Raw genomic sequence first — 13,363 nt, forward strand, 5'->3', positions numbered from 1 at the left:
CTTTTTTTGTTGCACTTGGATTGTAAATTCAGCCTCTTGTATAGTATAAACTATGTCAAACGGAAATTCTTAAGTTTATCTAGGATATAAACTTTTTGAAACACTTACTAATATTGTAGATTTTGAGCGGTGTTTGGCTTGGACGTGGATGGGAAACGACTAAATAAGGAAAAATAATGCTTTTGCTCCGGCGTGAATATATTGATCGGTTGTTTGATATGTTGATAGCAAATCACAGGTTTGAAACCCCATTCCAAATAACAGAATACGATGGTGGGATGAATTTTTTAGGTTTGCTTGGAGAAGTCCCTGTACACGAACTTGAAAACCGATCTGAAACATTATGCTTTGAATGGAGGGGAGAAATTTCTGATCCACGGGATACACACAATATTACCGGTATGCAGCCAAACATTCTTTATGACTTTAATGGTTCAGGACGACACTTTGATAATCCCGATCCGCGCTACCTGCTTCCCGTAGGTTCAAAGGGACTAATTCTGAAGCATATCGTAATTAATGATGAAGACGAACTTTTGAGAATTTGGTGTAGGAGACGAAAAATCTATAACCGACAATATCGGATATTGAATGCAATTCCCATTGTACGGAACATTTTATTGCACAAGGCATGGCAGGAAATTTACCGGATAAATGAAATGTTCCGTAAAACACCATTCGAAATTTCAATATGTTACAGTAGAAAAGAAATGGATTATTAATCTTTTAATTCCTATGTTCATACAAAAGGAATAACTATTTTGGTTTTGTTACAAATTCAAAATATAGCTATAATGCCATAATCAAATTTAGTTCATCAAACTTTCAAGGTAAAACAATGCCCATACTAGATTGGTCTAATAAACAGAAAGCGGTACATATTGCAAAGAAAAGCCCGTACCGCTTATTGGTAGAAAAACCAGAATACTCGTATAGTTCAGATTCTGTCTGTGATAATGAAGGAACCAGCTTCAATCATCAAAATACAGATAATATCATCATTCAGGGTGATAACCTTGATGCCTTAAAGTCCCTGCTACCGTTTTACGCCGGCAGCGTTAAATGTGTCTTCATCGACCCCCCGTACAATACCCAAAAAGCTTTTACCCACTACGACGACGGGCTTGAACACAGCATCTGGCTCAATATGATGTACCCACGCCTCGAGCTATTGTATGAAATGCTGGCGGAAGACGGCAGTATTTGGATTACTATTGACGACCGAGAAGCGCATTATCTGAAAGTAATGTGCGACGAAATTTTCGGGCGGGGAAATTTTGTAGCCAATATAGTGTGGAATCATAGGAAAAGTGTTCAAAGTGATATTGTTATCAGCCTATCCCATAATCATCTTTTAGTTTACGCAAAATCAAAAGACAAAGTTGCACTAAATCGATTGCAGTTAGTCGATGCTGACAAATACAGCAATCCAGATAATGACCCTCGTGGGTTGTGGTATGCAACCCCTTTTGATGCACCTAATATTCGACCAAATCTAACGTATCCAATTACAAACCCAAATACAGGTGAAGAATATTGGCCACCCAAAGGACGATGTTGGCGCACAACACAAGATGAATATTTAAAAGCTCTTGCTGATAATAGAATTGTTTTTGGTAAAACCGGCAAATCAAAGCCACAAATGAAGCGTTTTTTAAGCGAAGCTGAATCTAAAGGTAGTAGCGTAAAAACTTGGTGGGATGATACAGGAACAGCAACTGAAGCAACCCAAGAACTTCAAAAGTTAAATCTAGATTTTGATACTCCTAAACCAGAAAAATTAATTGAAAAAATACTCCTAATAACTACTGAACCAGGGGACCTTGTACTTGACAGCTTCGCGGGTTCTGGGACAACTGCTGCTGTAGCTCATAAAATGAATCGTCGATATATTGGTATTGACATCGGCGAACATGCCAAGACTCTCGTTGTACCTCGCATGAAACAAGTTGTTGATGGTGAACAGGGTGGAATTTCTTTAGGTAAAGAATATTATGAACTTGAAAATGACACGTTAGAATCACTTGGTTTGAAAATTGATGATATTAAAGTTTTTTCAAAAGTATTAAATGTAATTGGTAAAGAAACCAATCTGATTGACAAAGAAACTTTGAAAGCATTAAAAAAGGCAGCTAAAACAAAAAAAATGAAAAGTACAAATATTTGGAATGGTGGAGGTTCGTTTCGTTTTTACGAGTTGGGAGAAAACATCTTCGACTCATACGGTGATATTAACGAACAGGTTAGCTTTAATGGACTAGCTGCCTTTATCTGGTTCCATATTACACATCGTCCATTATCTGATTCTAACAGCCTAAAAGCTGGTACACCATTGATTGGTATACATGAAGATACTGCCTATTACCTGCTATACAACGGCATATTGGGCGACAAACGGCCACAGAGCGGCAATGTACTAACCCGAAAAGTGCTGTCGGAATTACCCGATCTGGATAGATTTGTTTCAGACGGAATCAAAATCGTGGTATACGGCGAAGCCTGTCGCTTGGGTGATTCTACGCTTGAGCAGAAGCTGATCACATTCAAACAGATTCCGTATCACGTTACGGACAAATAAGGGGAAGATAATGGAACTGAAAAAATATCAGAAGGACGCATTGGGCAATGTTTCCGACTTTTTGACTTTGTGTCGCGATATGCCGTTTGAAGAGGCTTTTGCACGATTGCAACCTGATTTAACCTACCGAAAGCCTTGTGAAGAGTTGAATATCCCCTATGTCTGTGTCCGTATTCCCACCGGCGGCGGTAAAACGTTGCTGGCAGCACATTCCGTATCTAGTGCCGCTCAAGATTATCTGGACACCGACTATCCGGTGGTTTTGTGGCTGGTTCCGAGCGATACTGTCAAAACACAAACTGCCTCTGCACTCAACAATCCCCGCCATGCCTACCGGCAGGCACTGGATTCCGCGTTCAAGCGGGAGGTGGTAATCGTGACGGTTGAAAACTTTGCGCAGCTCAAACCGCAAGATTTCGGAGGCAAAACCATCGTCGTGGTTTCCACCATTGCAAATTTCCGCATTGACAGCCAGAAAAAGGAAATGCGCAAAATCTACAAGCACAACGAGCATTTGGAAGCGCATTTTGCACGTTTGCCGGAATCATCACTCTCCATACTTGAACGTATCACAGAAGATGATTTGTCTGAACAAGGACTTCAAAGATCCTCTGTCGGTAGGGTCAAATGTTCGTTTGCTAATCTACTCGCCGCCTATCGACCATTGGTTATTGTCGATGAGGCACACAATGCCCGTACCCAGCTAACTTTTGATACATTAAGCCGTCTGAAACCTTCGGCCATTTTGGAATTTACTGCTACTCCTAATACAGACGCTCATTTTGGTAGCAATATTATCTATCATGTTGGAGCAGCCGCACTCAAAGCGGAAAGCATGATTAAATTGCCGATTTATTTACAAGATCACAGCTCTCACAGCTGGGAAGAAATAGTCGATGCAGCGGTATTACAGCGTTCCGACCTTGCAAGCAAAGCTCAGTTAGAACCTGAATATATACGACCCGTCATACTGTTCCAAGCCGAAAACAAAAATGGAACCGTAACGGTTAATGTTCTTCGTGATTATCTGATCAATAAGCTCAACATAGATGATAGTAAAATCGCGGTAGTAACCGGGACGCAACGAGAACTGGATAATATTGACCTTTTATCGCCTCAATGCCCTATAGAAATCGTTATTACAGTTGAAGCCCTTAAGGAGGGCTGGGACTGCCCGTTTGCCTATGTATTCTGCTCATTACAGAACGTCTCATCAGCCAAAGATGCAGAACAGTTGCTTGGTCGCGTGCTGCGTATGCCTTATGCCAAAAAAAGGATAGTTGAGGATTTAAATTGTGCTTATGCGCACTTACTATCCTATCAATTTGGAATGGCAGCCGCAACTTTGACAGATAAATTGATCGATATGGGATTTAATCACTTGGAAATTGCCAAGATGTTGAAATCAGGTGAAAACATATCGGATAACAGCATCTCGGGCCAAGATGACCTTTTCGGTACCGTAACATCGCAGCCTCATTTTCAGCCTACCTCAACATTTGAGCTAACAAGCTTGCCAGACATGGGTTTACTGGACAAAGAGCAACGCGACAGCATTCGTATGACTATACTGGAAGATGGATCTACCCTTTTACAAGTTAGTGGTCCTATCGATGACAAAACAAGTCAACTGATATTGGAAAATACACCAAACGGTAAAAAACGAAAAGCAGCGGCTGACAGGATTGAAATTCACAACAATAAGATCGAGTTAGCTAAATCTCCTGCAGAAAAAGGTGAGATTTTTCCAGCAATCCCCCAACTATGCCTGAAATATCAAGGTGAATTGGATTTGTTTGAAGCTGATGTACTGACAGAGGTTGCAGGTTGGAACATCAACGACTATCCGGCGGAAGTTCGCTTTCATACGGAAGGTGATCGTTTTTTCCAAATTGACTTGGACGAAAGCTCAAATAAAGAAGTTGTTTATCGCTCCAGTCAGCAGAATTTAGCGTCGGATGATGGATTTTTAGAAGTTGAACCTGATGATTTGGTACGTTGGCTGGCTGATAAAATTGATCACGCACATACTCCGATAAAGCAGATGTTGCCATTCCTGAAACGTGTTGTTGATAATCTTCTCTCTAAACCAGAAAATACACTCGCCGACTTAATACACCACAAATTTGCCCTAAGCCGTGCCATCTCAGGGCTGATTGACAGCTACCGGAGTAAGGCTATCGGTGAGTGTTACCGGCAAACTCTGTTTGATGATAGTTCAGAATGGGAAGCATGTTTAGATGCAGAATTCTGTTACAAGTTTAATCTTGAAAATTACGTTCCCATGCCACCCTTCTATCAGGGGAAGTATCGTTTCCAAAAACATTTCTTTGATGAAATTGAAAACCTAAAACCCACAGGTGAAGAGTTCGAATGTGCCTTCTATTTGGACACCCTCAAAGAAGTTAAATGGTGGATACGCAACCCAGACATCGGGAAACGAGGGTTTTGGCTTCCCCTTTCAGGTAGTTCAGGCAATAAACGCTTTTTCCCCGATTTTATTTGCGAACTGAACGACGGCAGGATATTGGTAGTGGAATATAAAGGCAAAAGCCTAGCCACAAACGATGACAGTAAGGAAAAAGAGGTAATTGGTCGTTATTGGGCGGATAAAAGTGATGGGAAATGCCTGTTCGTCATGGCCGTCAAAGAGGATGGCCAAGGCAGAAGCATGCAACAACAGATCCAGGCTGTATTAAAGAGTTAAAAAAAGGTCGTCTGAAGTTCAGACGACCTTTTTTTAACTCAATGCCTTTATTTTCGCCGGCAAAGGCGGTAATTGATACATTGAACAAAAAAATGCAGACACAAATTTCCGTGTGAGCCTTTTTTTGTTAGAATGATTTTGTTACGAAATCAAAATAGCTCATTATGGAACAAGCTTCAAAAAAACGCGGTGGAAGAAGAGATGGTGCAGGACGCAAAAGCAAGTCCGGTGAAGCTACTGCGGTTAAACGTATCCCGGTGTCACTGATACCAACAGTCGATGCCATGATCGCTTCTACAGCCATGCCTCAAGGTAGCCTTATACCCATTAATCGGACAACACTAAAAGTACCATATGCTCTCGAGAAAATCCCCGCAGGATTCCCATCTCCGGCGGAGCCGTATGTTGCTGACTATCTCGATTTTAACGAATACCTTATCACAAACCCGTCTGCCACCTTCGCCGCACGCTCCGGTGGCTATTCCATGCTCGACGCGGGTATCGGTAAAGACGATATTATGATCATCGACCGATCCAAAACGCCGAAGCACGGCGATATTGTGATGGCCGATGTTGGCAATGAGTTTACGATCAAACGACTGTACAAAGTTCCAGGTCGCAAGCCCGAGCTACACTCTGAAAATGCCTCCGGCGAGTACCCTGACTTTATACCTGATGACAGTGATACCTGGACAGTCGTTGGCGTTGTAACCTTCGTTATCAAAGATGTTCGTCAGGGAAGCTAAGATGTTTGCCCTTATTGATGGGAACAGCTTTTACTGTTCTTGCGAAAGAGTTTTCAGACCGGAATTGAAAAATACCCCAGTCGTTGTCCTGTCAAACAACGACGGCTGTGTGGTTGCACGATCTACCGAAGCAAAGGCTTTAGGCATTAAGATGGGGGAACCCTATTTCCGTGTGAAACACTTAGTTTCTCAAGGCCGTCTGAAAGCTTATTCGAGCAATTACGAACTCTATGCAGACCTGTCCCGGAGGATGATGGAAACTATCGCTGGGTGTGTTCCGGCGGTTGAAGTCTATTCTATTGATGAATGTTTCGCAGATATGTCCGGCATTGAAAATCTTGCTGTACATGGGCATCAAATTCGCTGCCGTGTTTTACAATGGGTTGGCATACCAACTTGCGTTGGCATTGCTCCGACCAAGACGCTGGCCAAGTTTTGCAACCATCTTGCCAAACGTTACCCCGATCACTTTGGAGGAGTGGTGGTTTGGTCAGATTGGAATGAGTCTGTCCGCCTTCGTGCCTTGCGCAGCCAGAGTGTCGATGAGATTTGGGGAATCGGGGGTAGAACAGCGGCCAAACTGGCGGCACAAGGAATTTATACCGCATTGGACTTTGTTCGGGCGGATACCGCTACCCTGCGCCGGCGATACGGCGTGACGGTCGAACGGACGCAGCGCGAAATGCAGGGTATTGCCTGTGATGGTTTGCACCCCGAACCGCAAACAAGGCAGAATCTTGTCCGCAGCCGCAGTTTTGGAATGTGTATCGAAACACCGGAGGCGTTGCAGGCGGCGATTACACATCACATCAGCTCGGGGGCAGAAGCCTTGCGTCGTGACGGACTGGCGGCTTCTGCCGTTACCGTATTCCTACACACGGATTTTTTCCGGGAAAAAGCCCCTCAATACCATAAGAGCCTGAGCCGTAATTTGGCCGTGCCGACAGCAGATACCATCATCCTGAACCGGGAGGCGCAAAATCTGTTGGCGAACGTTTACCGAGGCGGCTACCTCTATAAAAAATGCGGGATAGAATTGCATGGGCTGAAACCAGCCGGACATGTACAAACGGACCTATGGCAGCCGGAAGCCGTCAATCCAGTTATGGAGGCATGGGACAAAATCAATCGCCGGTACGGTAGAGGCCGTCTAAAACTTGCCTCCGAACTGCTTGCGGATGACTGGAAAATGAACAGAGATAGGTTGAGCCTGTGCTATACCACACGGTTTGCGGATTTGCTCGTAGTCTAAGGATATGATTTCCCCAAAACATCCACAAAATCTGTGGATAATATTCCATAGAAAAAAGGTTGTCTGAACTTCAGACGACCTTTTTTTAACTCTTCAAATATTAAACAAAATATGATGTCAAAGTTACAAATAAATGACACAATAATGCAGAAAAGCCCGGCCGCCGCACTTGTTTGGTGCGGCGGCCGGGCTTTTCTATTTTTAGCGGAATACACCCTCTGTATAAGCTGAGGGCGTGGGAGGTTCAGGCTCAACGGTTGCCGGATGACTTGCTTGGTTTTAAAGACGGAGTATTTCCAGGCGTGCTTTTATTATCACGGCGTCGCTGATCGGGTTTGCCTGTTGATTTTGCAATCGGTTTTGGTCCAGGTTTTAACGGCATATTTAGGCTCCTAGAGTGAAGATTATAGATACGGCATGTATATTGGTATGACAGGATTTTTTTCAAGAATCGAGTATTTAAAAATAATAATCAGCCTTAGTATATGTTTAGTTTAGATGCCTTTATGCAACAACATTTAGCAACCTTAAGTGCAAAAGAAAGAAAAACCTTTGGTTAATGTCTATTCTTTCGCGCTCTCATCCACACTTCACCTGCTTCCTTCGCAATTATAGGCGCGTTTTTAATTTGTTCTATCGTGATATTCTTGGGCTGAGAAATCAGACTTCCATCAAATACACCGTCTGAAACTTTTGAAAATTGAAAAACCCAACCATCTTCATGTGTTGCGGTTTGAGTTTCAAAATCAACCGTCCAACGGCGTTGCCAGTTTCTATTTTGGTGTGGCATTTATTTTCCTTTCAAAAAAAGCCGCCATGTTTCAGGCGACATTTGTTCATTTTTGAGTTGAATGGCTGCCAATGGGGAAGCTTTGTAAACGTCCTGTCCTACTAGGGCGTTTATGAATACCCTATTTACTGACATGAGACGAATATACGCTTCAGTAAGGGAGCAGAAAAGGGCGAAGACCTTCCCTGTTCCCGAGCTGTCGGCGGCGAGACTGGGGGTGTGGGGGCAAAGCACCCACTGAAATATAAAATTTCAAAAATTTATATTGATTTTGTTACCAGCTAGTTACTTTAAATCGTAAAAATAGTTGTTCCTACTCAAATCCACCGAGATATGTGACCAACTCCTCCAACATCAAGCTAATGCCTTCTGTCATCAAGATCTGAGAAGCAAACGTCAAGCTGGCGGCATCATCGCCATTGTTTTCAGCTTCTTCTTGCAAAGAGTCCAAATATTGTATGCGTTTGAGTGTAAAGTCTTGGGTGAGGATGAACGCGATTTGTTCGCGCCATACCAAGCCCAGCTGGGTAACTGTTTTGCCGTTTTTGACGTGTTGTACCACTTCGTCGGCGGTCAGGTCTTGTTTGGAAACTTTGACAACCGGAACAACATCGCCGACGCCTTTGAGTTCGCAATCACTGTCCAATTCAAAGCCACCTTCGCAATGGCCTTGCAACAGCCAGCTGGTCATTAGGGAGGACGGCGATTGTTTGGTGTTGGGCATGGCGGCTTCCAAACCACCCAACGCTTCGCGCAGTTTGGTCAGGATATTTTCCGCTTTTGTCGTGGTAGCATTATTAATCAATAAAAAACCACGCCTTGTATCAAATACGGCTTCAGTCCGAGTGCTTTTTGTAAAAGCACGAGGAAGCAAGTCATCAGTAATTTGTTCTTTCAGTTCTTGTTTTTCCTTGCGACCTACATTTCGACCTTCACTATTTTGAATTTCCAAAACCTTGTCGTCCAAAATATCTCGAATCACGCCGGCAGGCAGAACTTTTTCTTCTTTTTTGAGGGCCACTCTCCATGTAAAATCGGCTGGGAAGACTAATTCTGGAGAAAAATGAACAGGAGAGGAAAAACCCTCTGAAAACCAATCCAAGCCTTGGCAAGGAGAAAACTCTGATTGTGCCAGCTTGTTCGAAAGATATTCGAAATCCGGTAACTTCTCTTTGCTAATGGGATAAAAACTTACTTGTTTGAACCACATCTTTATTTCCTTTCTGTCATATTCAAAATTTACCTTTTCTTCCTAGCCGATTCCGCATGTATTTTCCTTTACTTACTTCTTCAAACTCGGTTTAAATATATCGAATTGATCCTTGTCACCTGACTTATGTTTGCGGTTATAAGCTCGTCTAACCTTGCTTACCGTTGATGTACTACATTTAAGTGCGGATGCTATCCCTGTAATACTCACACCGTTTAATGTGAGTTGGATAATACTTTTGTGCAATTCCTCATTTGCAGGTCGGCCTTTCATCCGCCCTTCTTTTTTTGCTCGTGCAATACCTTGGTTTGCACGCTCTCTTCTTGTCTTCCAATCCTCATGGGCAATACTTAAAGCCATACGCAAGAACATTTTTTGCAAGGCTTCCATCAGTGGTTCGGTTAAATATTTTGGAAGAGAATCACCCTCACCCATAAGTTCATCTAAGTTACCGAAAGAAAAAACGTCAGGGACATGCAGCTTGGCTCCTTTTTCGGTGATTCTTTGAATCAGTAATTCTGCCTCACGGGGTGGGAGGCGAGTGATTCGATCAATCCTTTCTGCAATAACCCAATCACCCTCTTGAAGATCATCGATAAGTCGATTCAATTCGGGACGACTTGCATTTACCCCACTCGCCTTTTCCTCATAGATTCCAGCTATGTAAAATCCATTTTCCTTAGTCTCATCGATAATTTTGCGTTGCCGCTCTAAATTTTGTTGTAGTGTGCTTACTCTAAGATAAATCCGTGCGATTTTGAGGTTGCTCATGTATTTTAAATCCTGTAATTAATCCACTGGATTTTAAGTTATTGTATTTATATTTTACAGTAGTATAATGTGTACTGTAAATAACCTATGGTCAAAATACAGTATTCTACCGAATAGTTCAACTTTGTAAAAATAATTACCATTGTCTATAATTTTGGTTATGTCTGTATATAAGCCGGTCGAATCCAAAAGGGAGAAGAAAAAATTGCCCTATAGTGGTAAACAGGTTATACAGAATTTGATTGTTGTCTTATTCCAATGATGCTTTTCTTCCCAAAGGATTTTGATCGTTTGAAAATTATTGCTTATACGAGTCCAGATGGTGATGAATGGTTAACTGCACTTGAAGCAAAGCTAAAACACCGAGAAGGAATGATCTACTACAGCCGTCATCGTCCCGGCACAAGAAAGAAAATGGTTTTGACCAGGAGGAAGGCGACCAATTTTTTTCGCTATTACAGTGAGGCCGACTCCGGTGGTGCTTCTGCTCCTGAATCGCTAACCCACTTGCTTTGCAAACAAGTGCTGAACGAACTATCCAACTTGCCCGGCGGCCTGACGACTGTTCTAAATTACACTGAACACACCGAGCAACATCCGCCTGTTACTATTAGACTGAACCGTGCATTATCCGAATATCGGATAGAGATAGATGGCAAAACATTCTATATTGATGTTTTGCTTGAATTTGATCAACCAGGTAACTCTTCTCTACTCAGGCATGAGATAAGGTGGCGGAGGCAATTGGCGGTTGAGATTTGGCATACATCACGATTGGCTTCTAATGCACCTAAATGTTTAGCCTTATCGAAAATAGGGATACCGGTGGTGCAGATACGGGCAGATAAGGGTTCATTTTTGTATATTGATGAAGACGAGCTACTCAATTACGATAATGAAGAAATCAAAAACCGCATAGATCGCCATGTAGAGAAACTTCGGAACACCTTTCGGAAACAAATTCTCTGCACCCTACTCCGTAATCCTTTGAGTACGGATTTTCAGACGGCCTTGACACTACATAATCAAATAATGGCCGACGAACAACAAGTTGAGCAAATAAAAGAAGAGTTTGAGGTGCTGAAGAATAAACATGTTTTATTGGAAGCTGAATATTCGGCTTTGGCTGCTCAGTACACAGCCTTATTAGAACATCAGAAATCCCAAGGTACTCCCGAGGAAAGGGACATGCTGGAAAAACATGGGATTCTACGACGTATGGCCAGTAAGCTGTTCAAGTTGAAATGAGGTTTTGAGGCTAATACAGGCTGATACAAATTACCTAAAGGAGAACTATATATGAAGAAATTTTTGATACCTACATTGCTGGCTACCGCCTTATTGACACAAGCTGCTTGCGGTAATATGGCTGGCAGCGTGGCTCAGGAATTGGTAAGTTCCTATTTGGTTGATCGTACTATTTATGGCCGGAATGTCGTCATGGGTACATCTTGGCCAAACCATGACAAAGATATTCGTGAAACACAAAGTGCAGAAGTGCCTGGTGATTTGTTGAATTATGTGAAAGACGGAGGGTATCTGCGTGTTGATACTGATACAGGAAGTATTGTTCGGTTCACACCTGAAGAGTTCCAGGCTTTACGGACCAAAAATGGAATTATTGATCCGGCAACCAGTAATTATAAAGACAATCTGATTTTAATGAGTCTAAATCTCAAAAAAGAACATAACTATAAAGAAGTTATCAGGATTGCAAAGCGAGATAAGAGTATTATCGTATTGAAAGGTCTCCTTAATGATTCCATTTCTGAGACAGTGACAGAGGCTAAACGCTTTACCGATGAGGGCATTACCGTATTAATTGCACCGCAGTTGGTTAAACTCTTTAGAGGATATGCCGTGCCGACATTTGTTCAAGCCAATGTTTTGCCAGATGGCAAATATGGCTGCGACAAAAATCCGGAGGTGAAATGTAAAACATATTTTGGGACAGTTGGTTTGAACCATAAGCCGCTGTTTTCATTTGGTGCGAAGCCCCAAGAATAAAAGGAGAATATTAAAATGAAAAAAATTATAATTGGATTATTACCAGTTATCGCCATTTCAAATGCCCTGGCTGAAGGAAATTTCTTAAATCTTGCATCAAAACCGGCCAAAATTGACGGAGCATTAGAAGCTTCTTTGGATAAACCCTATCCCAAATTTGTACAAGATTGGATGAAAGACAGTAAATTGGCGGGGCTTAGTCGGATTGTTCAAGGCAAGATTTTTGAAAGTACGGGAACAATCGAACGAAAATTCTATGCAAGATCCGAATCTGAACATGAAAAAACAGTTGAGGATGCAGTAGGAACTTTTAAAGCATATTGCGAACATCACAAGGGGGCAGTTGAAACACTGACTTCCGATATTTTCTGTATCAACGGCAGACAAGTACAGTGGATGGGTTGGTGGTACAAAGAAAACTATACAAACTTCGCCTTTGCTGAGGGATATACAGGGGAGCAAACCTACCGCAGCAAAGTTACGGATGTACAACCTGGTAAAAAAATCACTACTTCCTATGGGTCTGCTTTGGTCTTAGAAAAAGGTGAGAATGGCTTAATTAAAATTCAGCCAAGCAGAGGCAATGAACGTTGGATTACAAGTGATAGTATTCAAGTAACCTATAAATAATGGGATGTGCATCATATAAGAAAGAGGATTGGTAGCTGAAATGCTACCAATCATTAAGGAGTGCAAATTGAAAACAAAATCTAAAAAACTTTTTAGGCTTGCTACCTTATTTGTAGCGATATTCTCCATCTCCACACCTGCGGTAATGTTTTTTAGTACAGGGGCAGTAACATTAAATCTTTTTGTTGAGGGTTTTTGGATAATTGGATTGCTTCAATCACTCGTGTTTGCCACCATTGTAGACTATTACATTGGTTCTAATGAAGCAGTAACCTCATTTGGCAAATGGCAGTCTTTTGATATGCCTATTGGTGGTTTGAATTCCAAGATTCATGGTGGTGATCCACTTTCGGAATTTCATGACGAATTATTTGAAAAAGAAATGAGGCAAAACGAACCATTTTACGCTCATGAAGTTGATAACATTTGGCATGGAACGGACTTAGATTCGAGTTCTGAGGAGTATTGGAAATAAAAAACAGGAGATTTATAAGCTCCTGTTTTTTATATACCTAGCTATTTAACACTTCTCCTATTGCTGTTACTATTTTCTCAAAGGCTGCTTTTGATTCGATAGTTTCAAGGTCATTACCGCCACTATAACTCATACGCACTTGATAGTCGCCTTCACCCATCTCTTCAATCTGTACAACGATTTGTGCAATACTCATT

13 protein-coding genes are annotated in these 13,363 nt (G+C 42.0%); 9 read left to right on the top strand and 4 right to left on the bottom strand.

The window, feature by feature from the left end; translation table 11 throughout:
- Positions 1-176: 176 nt before the first annotated feature.
- The 5 genes from HMPREF3022_RS06440 to HMPREF3022_RS06460 all read left to right on the top strand — a co-directional run bounded on the left by HMPREF3022_RS06440 (position 177) and on the right by HMPREF3022_RS06460 (position 7,283).
- On the top strand, positions 177-722 hold the full coding sequence (locus HMPREF3022_RS06440; protein ID WP_083315829.1) for a hypothetical protein: 546 nt from the start codon (positions 177-179) through the stop codon (positions 720-722).
- A 116-nt stretch (positions 723-838) separates the two neighbouring features.
- Complete coding sequence (locus tag HMPREF3022_RS06445) at positions 839-2,578, top strand: site-specific DNA-methyltransferase (RefSeq protein WP_070765306.1); 1,740 nt, start codon at positions 839-841, stop codon at positions 2,576-2,578.
- A gap of 10 nt (positions 2,579-2,588) precedes the next feature.
- Positions 2,589-5,285: a DEAD/DEAH box helicase gene (locus HMPREF3022_RS06450; protein ID WP_210399662.1), complete on the top strand. Its 2,697-nt coding sequence runs from the start codon at positions 2,589-2,591 to the stop codon at positions 5,283-5,285.
- Positions 5,286-5,449: 164 nt separating this feature from the next.
- Positions 5,450-6,031 (top strand): LexA family protein, encoded by a 582-nt coding sequence (umuD, locus tag HMPREF3022_RS06455; RefSeq protein ID WP_070765308.1) that lies wholly within the window; start codon positions 5,450-5,452, stop codon positions 6,029-6,031.
- Position 6,032: 1 nt separating this feature from the next.
- Positions 6,033-7,283: a Y-family DNA polymerase gene (locus HMPREF3022_RS06460; RefSeq protein WP_070765309.1), complete on the top strand. Its 1,251-nt coding sequence runs from the start codon at positions 6,033-6,035 to the stop codon at positions 7,281-7,283.
- Between the two features lie 556 nt (positions 7,284-7,839).
- Here HMPREF3022_RS06460 and HMPREF3022_RS06465 read toward each other — a convergent pair.
- The 3 genes from HMPREF3022_RS06465 to HMPREF3022_RS06475 all read right to left on the bottom strand — a co-directional run bounded on the left by HMPREF3022_RS06465 (position 7,840) and on the right by HMPREF3022_RS06475 (position 10,054).
- Positions 7,840-8,073 carry a hypothetical protein gene (locus HMPREF3022_RS06465; RefSeq protein ID WP_070765310.1) on the bottom strand — a complete coding sequence of 78 codons (234 nt, stop codon included), beginning with the start codon at positions 8,071-8,073 and terminating at the stop codon, positions 7,840-7,842.
- Between the two features lie 313 nt (positions 8,074-8,386).
- The gene (gene rdgC / locus HMPREF3022_RS06470; protein ID WP_070765311.1) at positions 8,387-9,283 is read right to left on the bottom strand and encodes a recombination-associated protein RdgC; all 897 of its coding nucleotides are present in this window, start codon (positions 9,281-9,283) and stop codon (positions 8,387-8,389) included.
- A 72-nt stretch (positions 9,284-9,355) separates the two neighbouring features.
- Complete coding sequence (locus tag HMPREF3022_RS06475) at positions 9,356-10,054, bottom strand: recombinase family protein (RefSeq protein WP_070765312.1); 699 nt, start codon at positions 10,052-10,054, stop codon at positions 9,356-9,358.
- A gap of 291 nt (positions 10,055-10,345) precedes the next feature.
- Here HMPREF3022_RS06475 and HMPREF3022_RS06480 point away from each other — a divergent pair, with 291 nt between their 5' ends.
- From HMPREF3022_RS06480 to HMPREF3022_RS06495, 4 genes are all read left to right on the top strand, one after another.
- Positions 10,346-11,302, top strand: coding sequence for a hypothetical protein (locus tag HMPREF3022_RS06480; protein WP_283119051.1), 957 nt, complete (start codon positions 10,346-10,348; stop codon positions 11,300-11,302).
- A gap of 51 nt (positions 11,303-11,353) precedes the next feature.
- Complete coding sequence (locus HMPREF3022_RS06485) at positions 11,354-12,061, top strand: TrbC family F-type conjugative pilus assembly protein (protein ID WP_070765314.1); 708 nt, start codon at positions 11,354-11,356, stop codon at positions 12,059-12,061.
- 15 nt (positions 12,062-12,076) lie between these two features.
- Entirely contained in the window at positions 12,077-12,691 is a 615-nt protein-coding gene (locus HMPREF3022_RS06490; RefSeq protein WP_070765315.1) for a hypothetical protein, read from the top strand.
- 67 nt (positions 12,692-12,758) lie between these two features.
- Positions 12,759-13,166, top strand: a complete 408-nt coding sequence (locus tag HMPREF3022_RS06495) for a hypothetical protein (RefSeq protein WP_070765348.1) — start codon at positions 12,759-12,761, stop codon at positions 13,164-13,166.
- Between the two features lie 37 nt (positions 13,167-13,203).
- On the opposite strand, the gene HMPREF3022_RS11720 is transcribed toward HMPREF3022_RS06495, so the two are convergent.
- Positions 13,204-13,362, bottom strand: coding sequence for a hypothetical protein (locus HMPREF3022_RS11720; protein ID WP_162837463.1), 159 nt, complete (start codon positions 13,360-13,362; stop codon positions 13,204-13,206).
- Position 13,363: the final 1 nt, after the last annotated feature.

The organism is Neisseria sp. HMSC065C04, assembly GCF_001815375.1.
Taxonomy (GTDB): domain Bacteria; phylum Pseudomonadota; class Gammaproteobacteria; order Burkholderiales; family Neisseriaceae; genus Neisseria; species Neisseria flavescens_D.

Coding starts and splice junctions, on each gene's coding strand:
- HMPREF3022_RS06440 (WP_083315829.1), top strand. CDS start 177: ATGCTTTTGCTCCGGCGTGAATATATTGATCGGTTGTTTGATATGTTG.
- HMPREF3022_RS06445 (WP_070765306.1), top strand. CDS start 839: ATGCCCATACTAGATTGGTCTAATAAACAGAAAGCGGTACATATTGCA.
- HMPREF3022_RS06450 (WP_210399662.1), top strand. CDS start 2,589: ATGGAACTGAAAAAATATCAGAAGGACGCATTGGGCAATGTTTCCGAC.
- umuD (WP_070765308.1), top strand. CDS start 5,450: ATGGAACAAGCTTCAAAAAAACGCGGTGGAAGAAGAGATGGTGCAGGA.
- HMPREF3022_RS06460 (WP_070765309.1), top strand. CDS start 6,033: ATGTTTGCCCTTATTGATGGGAACAGCTTTTACTGTTCTTGCGAAAGA.
- HMPREF3022_RS06465 (WP_070765310.1), bottom strand. CDS start 8,073: ATGCCACACCAAAATAGAAACTGGCAACGCCGTTGGACGGTTGATTTT.
- rdgC (WP_070765311.1), bottom strand. CDS start 9,283: ATGTGGTTCAAACAAGTAAGTTTTTATCCCATTAGCAAAGAGAAGTTA.
- HMPREF3022_RS06475 (WP_070765312.1), bottom strand. CDS start 10,054: ATGAGCAACCTCAAAATCGCACGGATTTATCTTAGAGTAAGCACACTA.
- HMPREF3022_RS06485 (WP_070765314.1), top strand. CDS start 11,354: ATGAAGAAATTTTTGATACCTACATTGCTGGCTACCGCCTTATTGACA.
- HMPREF3022_RS06490 (WP_070765315.1), top strand. CDS start 12,077: ATGAAAAAAATTATAATTGGATTATTACCAGTTATCGCCATTTCAAAT.
- HMPREF3022_RS11720 (WP_162837463.1), bottom strand. CDS start 13,362: ATGAGTATTGCACAAATCGTTGTACAGATTGAAGAGATGGGTGAAGGC.